Here is a 14,809-nt window from a genome sequence, read left to right as displayed (position 1 = left end):
TCCATGAAAAATATTTTTAAACCATATATATTTCTTCTCGCTTTCACAGGTTTGGTGATATCCTGCAAACAGCAGGATAAACCTAAAGAAGAGCCCAAAGAAGCAGAGGGGGCTTCTGCAGTAACTAACATGGTGAGCCTTACCGCCAGTCAATTAACAACTGCAGGGATTGAATTGGGCACCATAGAAATGAAAAACCTGGCTACTGCCATTAAAGCTAACGGCTTATTGTCGGTACCCAATCAAAACAAGGCATTGGTTACTTCTGTAACCAATGGTACAATTCGTACGTTAACCGTTCAGCCGGGTAGCTATGTGAGAAAAGGCCAGGTGATTGCCACCATATTAAACCCCGATTTTGCCCAGCTTCAACAGCAATCGCAAACCACCCAGGCCCAGCTAACCCTCGCCCAACAGGAATACCAGCGACAAAAAGAACTGGTGGCCGGTAACGCAGCTCCACTGAAAAACCTGCAAAAGGCAGAAGCCGAGCTGGCCGCACTTATATCAGTCAAAAGATCCCAGCAAATGCAGCTGTCTGCTTTAGGTATCTCTCCATCATCGGTTAATAGCGGAAGAATTGTAACAAGTATCCCGGTACTGGCTCCTATCAGCGGAACGGTAAGCGAAGTTTCGGCGCAGATCGGCTCTAATGTAGATGCTTCAACCCCCATAGCGCAGATCGTTAACAATTCCCAATTGCACCTTGATCTTTTTGTATTTGAAAAGGATTTGCCCAAAGTAAAGGCCGGACAGCGCATCCATTTTACCCTGACCAACAGCGCCGGTAAAGAATATGATGCGCAGATCTATTCTATCGGCACCGCTTTCGCCAGCCAGTCAAAGACCATTCCTGTGCATGCCGTGGTGATGGGAGATAAAACAGGCTTGATTGAAGGGATGAACATAACGGCCATCATTAGTATTGGCAATGCTGTTTTACCGGCAGTACCAACGGAAGCTATTGTGAGCAACGGCGGGCAAGACTATATTTTTGTGGTAAAAAAGCAGGATGCAAAGGAAACTGAATTTGAGCGGGTCCCGGTAGCCAAAGGTGTTGCGGATATCGGGTTTACCGAGATCACACCTGTAAAAGATTTAAAGCCAGGTTCTATGATCGTTACCAAAAAGACATTTTTCGTACTGGCCAAAATGGTCAACACCGGGGAAGAAGAATAGCTAACAGGCATTACCATTCCGAACATAAAGTTATTATCCTACACAAACACCCCGAAATTAAAGCTATTAATTTCGGGGTGAAAGGATGGACATCCTACTCCATCCACTGATATACAATTAAAACAAGGCTTAGTTTCCCCAAGCCGATTTAAGAGAATAAACGGCGGCTTTAACAATATTGACGCCCCTGTCTGATTTAATACTATAGGATGGACTATCCGCATTGGGCATGAAACAGGAAGAAAGTACAGCCTCGCCATCATTACCGAAGACCTCGATTGTATTGCGGTCCAGCAGGATGCGTAATTTTATCTTTCCATTTACAGGTGTTAAAGCCATTTTCCCCATATTGTTGACTTCATTTATTTCAGACACATCAGCGGAGATCCTGCTTGTTGGCACAATGCCGTTCCTTACCGGATCGCCTCCGCAGGAAAGTATTCCTTTTATGGCATCATAGCTTAGGGTAACATTCCGTAAGCCAATTTTAAGCGAGCTGGATTTTTTCAGGTCTACCTCAATATTGATATCGTATAATTTACCCTTCAAATCCTTGAACAGGTTTTGATTAACATTTAGCACCTTGTTGCCCCATGTGTAAGCATGATCGTGTAAGTTTTTGATTTCGCTAACGGGGAGTCTGAAGGCCTGAACCCCTGTAGCGGTGGTACGCAGGGTAAGCTGAGTAGGGAAACTCATTTGCTGATCGAACGGCATTCCCGGATATCGTTGTCCAGGCATCCACGCAATCATAACGCATCTGCCATCGGGTGTATTATTCCAGGTTTGCGGTGCGTAAAAATTCATACCATAATCGCCACGCAGCACCTTCGTTTCTGCTTTAAAATTCGTTCCATCAAATGAGCCGATTACGTAATCACCGTTCGCGCCAAAGAACAGCCATTTTTGATGAGCGTTATCTCCATCAACAGGCAGTGGTTGAAAACCCGGGCACTCACGTACCCCGACTATCGAAACAGTACTGAGATACTTCCATGCTTTTAAATCGGCAGACGAAAAAAGTCCAAAGTCATTGTCTTTATCCATAAATAACGACATGATCCATTTTTTAGAAACCGCATCCCAAACTACTTTTGGGTCCCGGTTCTCCTTATATACATTCCGGATTACCGGGTTCTGGTCATAATAGGTAAACGTATTACCGCCATCATTACTGTACGCCATACATTGCGTGCACATAGGCCCCAGCCCGGCAGCCGGATCGCCGCCATTTGTGATAAAGGCAAGAATCGTTTTTTCCTTCCCGGTTTGTAAACCGGCGGTGTTATTAGAATCAACGATTGCCGATCCAGACCAGCAACCCGACCATACCTTATGAGGTGTGATGTGATGCGGTACCTGTGTCCAATGCACCAGGTCTGTACTGGTGGCCTGGCCCCAATCCTTATAGGCACCAGGACGGTTGGCGGGCATATATTGGAAGAAAAGGTGGTACACCCCGTCATAATAAACAAGCCCGTTCGGATCATTCAGCCAGTTCTTTTTAGCCGAAAAATGAAACTGCGGCCGGTAGGTTTCATGATAATATGCCGGTTTACCGTCTTTCAATACTGTTACATCCGATAGCTTTTCAACTTCGTTATCAGACAAATAACGGTTCCAGAGGGCTACATGATCAATCAATCCTTCAAACCGTGCATCAACCTGGTCGTTGGTTACGTTTGCATAGCCAAACTCATTTTTGTATTGTGCGCCAATCAGCAAGGGTCTTTTGTTCCAGTTCCTGATCTCACCTACGGTAACTTCGTCATCGCGAAGAAAGCCATCTACGTACAGCTGAGATATTTCGCCGTTAAAGCGAAGCAGGATATCATGCCATTTGCTTACATCGTTTTTAGGCAGTTTGTAACGGAGCGTATGCGCCCCTGCAATTTCATCGCTCCCCATAATGGATTCTATGTATGTTTCGTCGCCGATCTTGTTCAAGGCAATGCCGTAGGCTACGCTTTGATCGTTGCCTGCTTTACTGATCAGTGGCGTAAAGCCGTTTACCTGATCTGCTTTTACCCGTACCAAAATCGACACATTTTTGCCAGACAGGTTCAGTTCTTGGTTGTTACCCTGGCCGGCGTCCAGCCATCCCCCTGAAAATTTTGCAGCGATCCCGTCACCGCCGCGTAACTTCGAGGCCTCGGCCTCATTTGCGCTGAGCGGTATAAATTGCACATCGCCGTGTATGTTTAACCGGCTGTTTGCAGCCGTCATATCATTTACATCTGCCAATGACCATGCCGCTACTGCATCGGTAAAGCTTCCGGCAGACTGCCAGGCAATGATAAAAAGTGCCGGAAAAAGTGATAGTATTATGTATTTCTTCATGGTATATTTTTTTATAGCTATAAATAGCAAACATTGGTATTAAGACACTTTACTAACGATATAAAAACAATTCCTCTTTTCAAAAAAACCGGCGCACCTGATGGGCAAGCGCAACCGGAATTAACCAATTTATGAGAAGAATCTTTATTCAGTATTTTTTGATGTGTTATAATTCATTTAAAACTTAAGATTATCGTTGCTCATGACCGCCAGGGACAGCGCGGCGATATCGCCTATATTTTCACCCAATCCGGCGGGAACTATCCGGCAGGCATCCCTTGATTCAAAATAGGCTTCCCGGTTGATGACCTCCCACATTTTAGCTTCGATCAAACTTTTTGCCCTGCTGTAAATACTCCCTAACACAATCATTTCAGGGTTAAGCATGTCGATAAACATAGCCAATGCGCGTCCAAGATATTCCGCGCAAAGGTCATATGCTTTAATCGCCACCTCATCTCCCTGGTAAGCTGCTTCGGCCACACTTTTTGCCGTGATCTTTGGCAGGTCGTCAATACTTTCGCAAAAGGATACCTTTTTCCCTATCTGCAAACTTTCCCGCGCCATAAATTGTCCTATCTGCGCTATACCGCCGCCACTGCAGTAACCTTCAAATGATCCGGCTTTACCAAAACCTACCGGACCTGTTTCTGACAGCCGTAAATGGCCCACCTCTCCGGCCAGATCGGCTATGCCGGAATACAGGCGACCGTCCAGGATGAGCCCGGCGCCCATCCCGGTGCCAAATGTTAAAAATATCAAGCTGTCCACTCCCTTGCCGGCACCAAACTTCCATTCGGCTACGGCACAGGCATTGGCATCGTTCTGTAAAAGAACTTTTCGTTTAAAACGCTCCTCCGTCATTTTAACGATCGGAATATTATCCCACCCTAATAAGTTAGGCGGCGAAAGTATAAGCCCTTTTTTACTGCTTAGCGGGCCGCCGCAGCTTATACCTATACCCTCCAGATGATCAATACCTATATGGTGTTCAAGCATCAATTCTTCGGCGGTTATAAACAACAGCTCAATCATTTCATATACCGGTTTTTCGGTAGGTAATACCTTTTTATCAATAATTTCGATATCTCCTTTTTGGGTTAGTTCACCAACTATTACAGCGCATTTAGTACCTCCAATATCAAATCCTAACAACATATAGCTCAATCTTCTTTAAGAGGATAAATATTAATTGATTTAAAATTCACTTTTCCGTGTTTGGCATAAAACCATAAAAAGTTGCCGTTTTGTTCATAAGTACGGTTAATGATGGTACGCTTATGGTCAATATCAACATCAATGATCCCATCCTTCATTACTATATCAACCTTTATAGTTTTATTTAAACCATCAACAGCCTGTATACTTGTGTTACCCAACTCTACGTTTTTGTTATTAGCCGAAAAATTAAGCTGGTAGCCGCCATCGGCCTTCTCCCTGGCACGCAGGTATATGCCATACTCTTCGTTTGCACCTAAGGGTTCTATCTCCAATGTTATCCGGCAGTTTAAGGGAACACCCTCGATATGTGCAGCCCCTACTCCACCCGGCGAATTAATTGTTAAGCTATTTGCGTTGAGCAGCGTAGCCTGCAAATCGGCAATGGGTTTACTGTTAATGGCCTCTCCGGTTTCGGGCACCATCTCTGCCGGAAAGCGCGTATCCAGCGTACCATCAGCTTCCTGAATAACTTCCCTGAACAACGAGTTACCACCAAATACCTCCCCGTTGCTGTCTTTCCCTTCCCAGCGGCTTGGTACCCATGCAGCAGCTATCCTTCTGTCGTTTTTAAATTCGGCTGTTTTAACTACGTTTGACCAATCTTCATTTAAAGCCTGGTAACGTGGCTCTTCCCAGGGGCCATAAGGTTTTTTTGATTTTACATAAGACGTATTGCTATTGTCACTATAAACAAGGTAGTACCAGCCTTTCCATAAAAAATAATCAGGACACTCCGGCGTAGATGCCTGCCCGGTTAGTATGGGCTCATGAACGGTCCAGTTTTTCAGATCCTTAGAAGATAGGTGAACCAATGCACCGCCATTATTTTTCATCACAGTGTTTTCCTGCCAGCTGGATACAAACAAATGGAACTCTCCTGTTTTTTCGTCAACAAAAACTTTAGGGTCCCTAAAATCCCTTTTACTGTAACCGGGTGCCGATGTGTAGAATGGATTTGGTTTTTGTTTTTCAAAATTCACGCCATCGGCACTTATGGCGTAGCTTAACTGCTCATTAACTTTACCATCATTTATTAACCGGGTAGCGTAAAACGCATAATATTTGCCTTTATAAAAAACAACAGAACCTGTACAGATAGATTTTTCCCAAGGCTCATCAATTTTTAATACTAAGGGATATTGTTTCCAGGTTTTAAGATCATCTGACTTACTTAAAGCCCATTGATGCCCTCCCAAACCGTTAAGGCTTTTATGATGGGCCGAATCAAGCAGCCAGTAGTAGTAATAAACACCATCCTTTGAAAAGGGGATGCAATCGCCTACAAACAGGTTGCCCTTGGGTTTAAAGTATTGCATACTTTTTGTAGATTGTATGGTGGGATCATATTTAACACCTAACTGGCCAAAGGAAGCCCTGGCGATAAATAAGATTAAAACAAGTGTATATAGCTTTTTCATAAGGCTGAATTTAGCAGGCATCCTCAACTGAATGCCTGCTTGTAATTTATTAAAATCCTGGATTTTGTTTGTATAATCCCTTACTAAAACTTATCTGGTTAGTAGGAATAGGTAAATATTCATCGCGCCCTTTTGTAAAATGGGCAGTTTTAAGATAAGGATGCTTGGTAGATTCAACCACAAGGTAACTATTGATAAAGGTATCCGCTATGCCCCACCTTACCAGGTCGAAAAAGCGATAGCCTTCCATAGCAAATTCCATTCTCCGCTCAGTTCGCAGGGCCTGCCTTGCAAAACTATTGGTCCAGGTAGCGTTTACCCCTGGCTGATAGGTGGTCATTTTATATTTGGATGGATAGGTGCCATCGGGTTTCTTCAGCAGCGCAACACTGTTTGCGGCCCGCTGACGTACCTGGTTAATCAATGGCAGGGCTTCTGTTTCGCGGCTTAATTCTATCAATGCCTCGGCCTTCCATAACAGTACATCGGCATACCTGATTATTTCCCAATTCTTAGAACTCGACATAAAAGGCGGGATCCGCTGAAATGACGGATCGCCCACTGGTACCATATCTTTCAGGCTGGCAAAAGCCCCGTAAGTTGCCGGGGCCCGGGTCCATGACCTGTCAAAAATATACTTTGCATCATATTTAAACGGATGGCCGGGTATTGCTACCGAATGCTCCAGCCTTGGATCGAAGTTAAAGTTCATAAAATCTGTACCCTGCACAGCGTCTGCATCATTATAACCGGTAAACATCGGCAAACCATTGTTATCGGTTTTAAATGAATTTACCATATCCTGGCTGGGTACATGAAAGCCGCAGCAGCCAAAATCTGCATTCAGCGTATAGGACAAGGAATGTCCCATATCAATCCGGCCATACTTGGTACCGTCATTTTGAGAATACTGGATGGCAAAAACAGACTCCGGTCCGTTTTCATACTGGGTTAAAAAGTTTTTGGCAAAATCATCACTCAGGGCGTATTTGCCCGAATTGATAACCAGGTCGCAATTGGTGATGACCGACTGCAGCAACGCTTGGTCTATAGAAGTTACATTGTGGTTATCATCTTGTTTGTAGGCCTGGTATAATAGTACTTTCGCCAGGTAAGCGGCCGCTGTATACTTGTTTGGCCTGCCAATATCAGCTTGTGATTCTGGAAGGTTTGCCAGCGCGAATTTGAAATCGTCGGCAATTTTGCCCCACAAGGCATCGCTGGTTAAAATATCATTGGATATTTTAATGTAAGTGTCCTTGGGATCTGTTTCTATGATGTAAGGCACTTTGTTGTAAAGTACCTTGAGCATAAAATAAAAATTGCCCCTCAGGAACCTTAACTCCGCTTGCCTGGACACCTTATTTGGGAACACGGCGACGTCGATTGCGTTTACCCTCACCAAGGCGTCGTTAGCTCTTGCTATGCCATTGTAAAGTTGTGCCCACATTTGGTCGGAGTAGGTGTTATTTGGCCTGTTGGTTACAAACTGCTCATAATCATTCCAGCCGCTGTTATCTCCTAAACCATCGCCCCCCTTCAGCGCATCGCCGCTGCGCAGGCTGCCCCATGACCATAAACTGTTAGGCGTCACAATGCTCTCATCTCCTAAAGAGGAGTAGGCAGCAATCACCATTTTCTCGATATTAACGGGTGTATTTAAATCATCACTTGACACCACGCCCTGTGGCTGCTGGTCCAGTGCTTTTTTGCAGGACAGGCTCATCATGATGATACCCATGCCTAATAATATGACCTTTTTCATTTCGTATGCAACTGATAATTAAAATGTTAAATCAACCCCAAGAGTACCGATAACCGGCAGTGGGTAACCATTGCCCGGGTTCTCCGGATCTGTGGCGGTATACCCTTTACTTTTAACTGTAAACAGGTTAATACCCTGGACAAAAACTCTTGCATTTTGAACTTTTATAGATTTTAAAACCGACTTAAGGTTATAGCCGATCTGCAGATTCCTCAACTTCATATAGGATCCGTTTTCCAAAAAGTAAGTAGATGTTCGGCCCTCATCATTATTGTTAGCCAGCGTTAAAGCAGGTATGGTAGATGTAGGGTTAGCCGGTGTCCAGGCTTGCAGTGCTCTTGGGCCCCAGTTTGATCCCGGCCATAGAGAGGTAAAATCTGTAAAGGTTTTATAGCTGTTGTATACCTGTAATCCCTGTACTCCCTGGAAAAATGCACTTATATCGAGGTCTTTCCATTTAAACGTCAGGTTAAGGCCATACGTAAAATCGGGGTTACCGTTGGAGATGTAGGTCCGGTCCTTATCGTTAATCACATTATCGTTGGTAAGGTCCTTATACCTGATGCGGCCCAGCCCTTTACCCGGCTGTGATGGAGAGTTGGTAACCTGATCCTGGGTTGTGAACAAGCCATCTGCAACATAGCCAAATATGGAGTTGATGGAATGGCCTATGATCACTTGATCTGTTCCGTTTCCGGCATACGCGGTAACCACTTCGCTCGGCAAAGCTGTCACTTTATTCCTGAACGTGGCGATGTTGGCACTCACCGAAAAGCTCATATCGGTATTGATCCGGCCATCATAATTCAGCACCGCCTCTATACCTTTATTTTGCATAGATGCCCCGTTAAATGTTTTATAACCACCTTCGCCAACTACCGCCAGGTAACCTGGAGTTATTAGAATATTACTGGTGTTTTTTATAAAATACTCAACAGAACCGCTAATCTTTTGGTCAAACAGTCCGAAATCTATACCAAAATTAGATTCCTTGGTCGACTCCCATTTCAGATCGGGATTGGCCTGCTGAATCTTCACAAATCCCGATTGCAAGGTTCCTGTGTTTGTGCCCGAAATGTCATAGGCCGTACCACCGTCCCTGTCAAAAACATGATCAGTTCCGTAAATTGCCGAGTATAAACCATAGGTAGCATAATTACCTGTTTCCTGATTTCCTGTTTGCCCGTAAGAGTACCTCAGTTTCAGATCAGAAATAAAAGAGAGCTGCTTGATAAATTCTTCCTGACTTAATCTCCAGCCTCCTGAAATTGAAGGAAACGTTCCGTAACGATTATTCGATCCAAATCTGGATGAACCATCTCTGCGGATGGTACCGGATAACAAGTATTTATTATCAAACGTATAATTGGCTTGTGAATAATAGGACAGCAAGGAGTAAGCACCACCGCTGCCACCATTGTTGATGTTGGTGGTACCTACATCAAGATAGGCATAATCAATATTTTCAAGCGCATAGCCTTTCCTGCTGCCGAAAAATCCTTGGTTATTGTATTTGATAGATTCCTGACCGATCACAAAATCCAGGTGATGTTTTGAAGTTGACAAGGTATAATTGATTTTATTTTGCCATAATAAATTGCCCTCATAGTTTTGTGAATTTTGTACCAGGTTTGAAGGATCTGTTAAAAAGCCCGAAGAATACGATTTCTGTAAAGTGCGGGAATAAGTTCCGTCATAATCAACGCCATAGCTGGTGTTGAAATGTAAATTGGGAATGATAGTCAGGTCGGCGAACACATTGGCGGTTAAACGGCCAAAATAATTGTGGTTCTGTTTGTTATCATTGATAAGACGAACCGGATTTTGCCTGTCGGTCATCCCTGCCGCGGGGCCTCCCCAGCCGCCACTGACAGTATAAACCGGAACAATAGGATTTTGTACAAGCGCGGTAAACAACACGTCGCCTATAGGGATCAGCACATTTTTGGCGTAAGTTCCGTTCAAATTTTCGCCTACTTTTAAACGGCCGTTAAAAAAGTTAAAGTCAGTATTAAGCCTTAAAGTTATTTTCTTGGCTTCCGACTGCTTCACAATCCCTTTACTATCATAAAGGCTTGTAGAAAAATAGGTGTTTCCTTTTTCGCTGCCGTTGGTAAAGGCTAAGTTATAATTTTGAATTACAGAGGCCTGTCCTATTTCTTTGTACCAATCCGTATTAGCCGGCTTCATGGTTTTTGCGGCATCAACAAATTGCGGCAATACTACTTTATTCAATACCGGATTGTCAAAATCCTTGTTCCAGTCAAACTGGTAAATCTGGTTGTTATTCGGATCTGCTTTGTCATTAACCGCAGCCTGGAAATAAGCTCGGCCATGTTCATCAGTATTCAGCATTCTTTGGCGATGGGCATATTCCTGTATGGAGGTTGAAGCATTAATATCAATCTTGTTCACTCCTTTTTTGCCTTTTTTGGTGGTTACGATAATTACACCATTTGCGGCCCTTGATCCGTAAATACTGGCTGAAGCGGCATCTTTCAAAACCTGGATGCTTTCTATATCATCCTGGTTGATCTCTTCCAACCCTCTTTTTGTAGGAATACCGTCGATAACATAAAGCGGATCGTTATTGCCCAGTGTGCCTATACCCCTTATCCTTACCGTAGTACCACCACCGGGTGAACCATCGGAAGTAATGTTTACACCGGGGATACGTCCCTGCAATGCCTTAGTCGCACTTCCTACCCGCACATCTTTGATATCAGCTACCTTGACTACCGAAACAGCGCCTGTTAAATCGGCCTTTTTCTGCGTTTGGTAACCGGTAACAACAACCTCGTTCAGGTTGCCTGGCTGGTATTCCATACCAATGCTAAGGGGAGCTGCATCGGCTGTAACGGTATAAGTTACCGCCTCCATACCTATAAAAGTAAAAGTTAAATTTTCTCCAATCTTTGCGGCAATGCTGAACTTTCCTTTTACATCCGTAGTAGTTGTTTGCCCACCCGATTTAACTGTTACGCCAGGCAAAGGCTGATTCATTTGTTTATCAGTGACCGTCCCGGTCACTGTTTTCTGCTGGGCATACCCGCACAGGCAGAAAAACAATAAAACTATAGTAAATAATGATTTCATAATTTGTAAAAATTTATAGTGGTTTATGATTAGTTGGAATAGAGCCGGTAACGTTTAAGGCGGCCGGTCATTATGTCCTTTGCAAAAACTGATATGCTCTGCAAAAAAGGTTTTGAATAGTATTTTCATCGGTTTAAACGTTTAAATTATCATTCATAGGAAAATGGAGTTAAACTTTTAATGCAGTACATGGCACCGTAGTTAAGCAGGTTGTCCATAAAAAACGCAACCCGTGAAGCAAAACCCCTGAAAGCGGCAAGATCAGCATCCCACAATTCCTCGTCGCTTAGCACCGACCGTACAAGGTCAAGCCCTTGTTTAGTAGCCCATTTTTCAGATAGCCTGGCCGCATAATCATCGTTGATGAGGTATTCTTCGCCCCTTAATGAGCCGTAGAAATTACCGTCAGCATCTGCAGTGCCGCGCATAAATAGAATGTACGCCGCAAAACCCAGGCAAATGCCATCGGGTACGGAGTTGTATTTTTCGTAATGCTGATGAACGACAGGCACAGCCCGTATTTTGATCTTAGCGGTATCCTGGACACAGATATCCAGCCAGTTGAAGGCGATATAGGGATTGCGGTATCTGTCTAACACCTGCTTGCCAAATTCCCGGGCATCGGCTAACGAAATGGTATCAGAAACTATAGCAGCAGCTATTTCCTCATTAATCAGCCTTTGCATAAAAATGTCAAATTGCTCATCGGCCATGGCCTCCTTTACGGTTTTAAAGCCAGCTAAAAAACCAATAGCACAGGATAAGTTATGCGAGCCGTTCAGCAGCCTCATTTTTAACTCCCTGAATTTGCTGATATCCGGAACAATGTGGATTCCCGGATTTTCATTATGAAACGCCAACAACTCCTTTGTGCGAGGGCTGGCGGTTTCTATAGCCCAAAGATCAAACGTTTCACTCATGATCATGAGGTTATCGGTATAACCTAATTCCTGTTGAATAGCTGATTCTTCGTGTAAGGGCAACTTACCAGGTACAATCCTATCAACCAGTGAATTGCAAAAGTCATTATGCGTATTAAGCCAATCTATAAATTGCTGCTCTAATTGGTTTTGTACCGCCAATACGTTAAGCATCTGCTTCAGCTTGGTCGCGTTACCGGGGATCAATTCTGTGGGAATAATAACCATCCCGCTTTCTGCTGATCCTCCAAATGCTTCGAAACGAGCCAACAGGAAGCTTAACAGCTTTGCAGGAAAGGATACCGGAGGAAAGGCGGTTACCGGATCGTTGTCGATAAGCGTGATCCCTGCCTCTGTAGTATTGGAAATAATAATCTGCATGTCTGCGTTAGCGGCACAGGCCAATACGCTTTCCCAATCATACGAAGCATCGATGGTCCGGCTTATGGCTGCGCAGATGACCTTCTTTTCCAGTTCTTCGCCTTCCGTAACACTTTTCATAACCAGCGTATACAGGTTATCCTGTTGATTAAAAGTTTCGGCATTACCAGCAGCTGTAGATTTAACCATCACTACCCGGCCTTTAAAGCCCCCCTGGTTATTGGAATTATTAATGTAGTAATCTATCAGCCCCCGAATAAAAACACCGGTACCGAACTGCAGTACTTTTTCTGGATACGTGAACACTAAAGGACTGGGTAAAACCAGCCCCTGCTGATATGGAATATTTGGCAAAATGTTCCTGGATAATTGCATAATTAATTATTTAAACGTTTAAGCATTTGTAACCTTGATCATTACTTTCACGGCCTCATCCGCATTGGCCTCAATAAATTTGTACGCATCGAAGTATTCGGAAATAGGATAATATTGCGTGATTAGTGGTGATGTTTTAATTTTTCCCTGGGCTACCCAATCAACCGCCTCCAGGTAATCTTCATGACGATACATCATGCTCCCGAGAACATTCAATTCATGTTCGCCCAGGAAGCCCATATTAACCACCGGATTTTGTACATACACGCCGATGATCACCACAGTACCTCCATTTTCTACCCCACCGATCAGCGCCGTCAATGCCGATTGTACCCCTGCAGCTTCAAATGCAACCTGGAACCCCTCATCGCCGAAAACACGTTTTACTGCATCATCAAATGATTCTTTTTTGAGGTTGGCGGTTTCATTTACCCCGCACTCACGGGCAATATCCAGCTTCAGATCAACCAGATCGGTGATCAATACTTTTTTAGCCCCTCTTGCAACAGCAAACTGTGCTACCAGATTACCTATAGTCCCGGCGCCGGTTACTACTACGTTTTTGCCTGTCAAGTCTCCTGCCCTCTTGGTTGAATGTGCACCTACCGCTATAGGCTCTATCATGGCTGCCTGGTCATAGCTCATTTGTTCAGGGATCACTACGGCCCGGTCTTTGGGTATAATAAAGTATTCCTGTGCGGCTCCCTCTGGCCCCGCACAACCTTCAACCTTCAGGTTTTGGCAAACATTATATTGTCCGCGCAGGCAGGCAGGGCAGTGCCCGCAAACCAAATGAGGCCTCGCAGTCGCTTTCATGCCTGGTTTAAATTTGGTAACATCGCTGCCCACGGCGACCACCTCTCCCCCATATTCATGCCCCTGAACCATAGGATAAGTGTTTGCAAAAGGGTGTTTCCCGTAATACATATGGATATCCGATCCGCATACGCCCACGCGATGTACCTTCAGCAATATTTCATTTGCTTTTAGCTCCCTCGGACCGGGTACATCAATAATCTCGACCAAGTAGGGTTCCTTTAAAACGGCCTGTTTCATATCTTTTTATTTATTCTTTGTTAATTACCGGCTACATCAATCATTACTTTCAGCGATTTATCACCCTGGGCTTCAATAAAATGATAAGCTTCCAGGTATTGGCTGAAAGGGAATCTGCTGGTGATTAGCGGGGCGGTTATCAGTTTTTCTTCTGCGATAAACTTTACGGCTTCTTCATAATCGTCCTGTTTGTACATCATACTGCCTAAAACATTCAGTTCATGCTCGCCCAGGAAACCCATATTTACTACCGGATTTTCTTCAAATACTCCCACAATGATCACGGTACCACCGTTTTCCACACCGGCTATCAAATCGGTTACTGCACCCTGGGCACCTGCCGCCTCGATGCCAACCTGAAAACCTTCATCGCCAAACACGCGTTTTACAGCGTCGGGAAAACTTTCTTTAGATAGGTTGGCTATTTCCTTTATCCCGCATTGCTGTGCGATGTCCAATCTAAAATCGCTTTTGGCCGTGGTGAGCAATACTTTTTTTGCACCCCTGATTATCGCAAACTGAGCAATCAGGTTGCCGATGGTGCCGGCACCTGCAACAACCACGTTTTTACCGCTCAGGTCGCCTGCCCGGATGGTGGAATGGGCACCCACCGCCGCCGGTTCAATCAATGCAGCCTGTTCATAGGTCACATTGTCTGGCACGGCAACTATCCTATCTTCCGTAACCACAAAGTATTCCTGGGCAGAACCGTTGGCCACAAAACCCTGTACGGTGAGGTTTTGGCAAACATTGTATTGCCCCCGCAAACAAGGCGGACATTGACCGCAAACTACCTGAGGCCTTGCGGTGGCCTTCATGCCCGGCTTAACTACAGTAACAGCATCACCCACGGCAACAACTTCCCCGCTATATTCGTGGCCCTGTATAACTGGATATTTTGTAACAAAAGGATGTTTACCGTGGAAAACGTGGATGTCTGAGCCACACACACCTATCTTTTTGATCCGCAGCAAAATTTCTGCCGGCTTCAGTTCACCGGGCATCGGAATGTCCCGGAACGATATTTTACCCGGCGTTTCTAATACAGCTTGTTTCAT

Annotated in this window: 9 protein-coding genes; 1 reads left to right on the top strand and 8 read right to left on the bottom strand. The window is 44.5% G+C overall.

The window, feature by feature from the left end; translation table 11 throughout:
* The first annotated feature begins 3 nt into the window (after positions 1 to 3).
* Complete coding sequence (locus BLS59_RS28210) at positions 4 to 1,179, top strand: efflux RND transporter periplasmic adaptor subunit (protein ID WP_091156303.1); 1,176 nt, start codon at positions 4 to 6, stop codon at positions 1,177 to 1,179.
* Positions 1,180 to 1,308: 129 nt separating this feature from the next.
* Here BLS59_RS28210 and BLS59_RS28205 read toward each other — a convergent pair whose 3' ends face one another.
* From BLS59_RS28205 to BLS59_RS28170, 8 genes are all read right to left on the bottom strand, one after another.
* Entirely contained in the window at positions 1,309 to 3,519 is a 2,211-nt protein-coding gene (locus BLS59_RS28205) for a glycoside hydrolase family 32 protein (protein ID WP_091156301.1), read from the bottom strand.
* 177 nt (positions 3,520 to 3,696) lie between these two features.
* Complete coding sequence (locus BLS59_RS28200) at positions 3,697 to 4,677, bottom strand: ROK family protein (RefSeq protein WP_205411375.1); 981 nt, start codon at positions 4,675 to 4,677, stop codon at positions 3,697 to 3,699.
* 5 nt (positions 4,678 to 4,682) lie between these two features.
* The gene (locus BLS59_RS28195; RefSeq protein ID WP_205411374.1) at positions 4,683 to 6,158 is read right to left on the bottom strand and encodes a glycoside hydrolase family protein; all 1,476 of its coding nucleotides are present in this window, start codon (positions 6,156 to 6,158) and stop codon (positions 4,683 to 4,685) included.
* Between the two features lie 49 nt (positions 6,159 to 6,207).
* Positions 6,208 to 7,923 carry a RagB/SusD family nutrient uptake outer membrane protein gene (locus BLS59_RS28190; protein ID WP_091156292.1) on the bottom strand — a complete coding sequence of 572 codons (1,716 nt, stop codon included), beginning with the start codon at positions 7,921 to 7,923 and terminating at the stop codon, positions 6,208 to 6,210.
* 18 nt (positions 7,924 to 7,941) lie between these two features.
* Positions 7,942 to 11,019 (bottom strand): SusC/RagA family TonB-linked outer membrane protein, encoded by a 3,078-nt coding sequence (locus BLS59_RS28185; protein WP_091156289.1) that lies wholly within the window; start codon positions 11,017 to 11,019, stop codon positions 7,942 to 7,944.
* A gap of 149 nt (positions 11,020 to 11,168) precedes the next feature.
* The gene (locus BLS59_RS28180; RefSeq protein ID WP_091156285.1) at positions 11,169 to 12,695 is read right to left on the bottom strand and encodes a tagaturonate reductase; all 1,527 of its coding nucleotides are present in this window, start codon (positions 12,693 to 12,695) and stop codon (positions 11,169 to 11,171) included.
* 18 nt (positions 12,696 to 12,713) lie between these two features.
* Complete coding sequence (locus tag BLS59_RS28175; RefSeq protein WP_091156282.1) at positions 12,714 to 13,751, bottom strand: zinc-dependent alcohol dehydrogenase; 1,038 nt, start codon at positions 13,749 to 13,751, stop codon at positions 12,714 to 12,716.
* A gap of 20 nt (positions 13,752 to 13,771) precedes the next feature.
* The gene (locus BLS59_RS28170) at positions 13,772 to 14,809 is read right to left on the bottom strand and encodes a zinc-dependent alcohol dehydrogenase (protein WP_091156279.1); all 1,038 of its coding nucleotides are present in this window, start codon (positions 14,807 to 14,809) and stop codon (positions 13,772 to 13,774) included.

Origin of the sequence: Mucilaginibacter pineti (assembly GCF_900101875.1) — a bacterium.
GTDB classification, from domain to species: domain Bacteria; phylum Bacteroidota; class Bacteroidia; order Sphingobacteriales; family Sphingobacteriaceae; genus Mucilaginibacter; species Mucilaginibacter pineti.
This window is presented reverse-complemented; position numbering and strand designations above follow the sequence as displayed.

Excerpts from the sequence above, each read along its gene's own strand:
- BLS59_RS28210 (WP_091156303.1), top strand. The coding sequence starts at position 4 with ATGAAAAATATTTTTAAACCATATATATTTCTTCTCGCTTTCACAGGT.
- BLS59_RS28205 (WP_091156301.1), bottom strand. The coding sequence starts at position 3,519 with ATGAAGAAATACATAATACTATCACTTTTTCCGGCACTTTTTATCATT.
- BLS59_RS28200 (WP_205411375.1), bottom strand. The coding sequence starts at position 4,677 with ATGTTGTTAGGATTTGATATTGGAGGTACTAAATGCGCTGTAATAGTT.
- BLS59_RS28195 (WP_205411374.1), bottom strand. The coding sequence starts at position 6,158 with ATGAAAAAGCTATATACACTTGTTTTAATCTTATTTATCGCCAGGGCT.
- BLS59_RS28190 (WP_091156292.1), bottom strand. The coding sequence starts at position 7,923 with ATGAAAAAGGTCATATTATTAGGCATGGGTATCATCATGATGAGCCTG.
- BLS59_RS28185 (WP_091156289.1), bottom strand. The coding sequence starts at position 11,019 with ATGAAATCATTATTTACTATAGTTTTATTGTTTTTCTGCCTGTGCGGG.
- BLS59_RS28180 (WP_091156285.1), bottom strand. The coding sequence starts at position 12,695 with ATGCAATTATCCAGGAACATTTTGCCAAATATTCCATATCAGCAGGGG.
- BLS59_RS28175 (WP_091156282.1), bottom strand. The coding sequence starts at position 13,751 with ATGAAACAGGCCGTTTTAAAGGAACCCTACTTGGTCGAGATTATTGAT.
- BLS59_RS28170 (WP_091156279.1), bottom strand. The coding sequence starts at position 14,809 with ATGAAACAAGCTGTATTAGAAACGCCGGGTAAAATATCGTTCCGGGAC.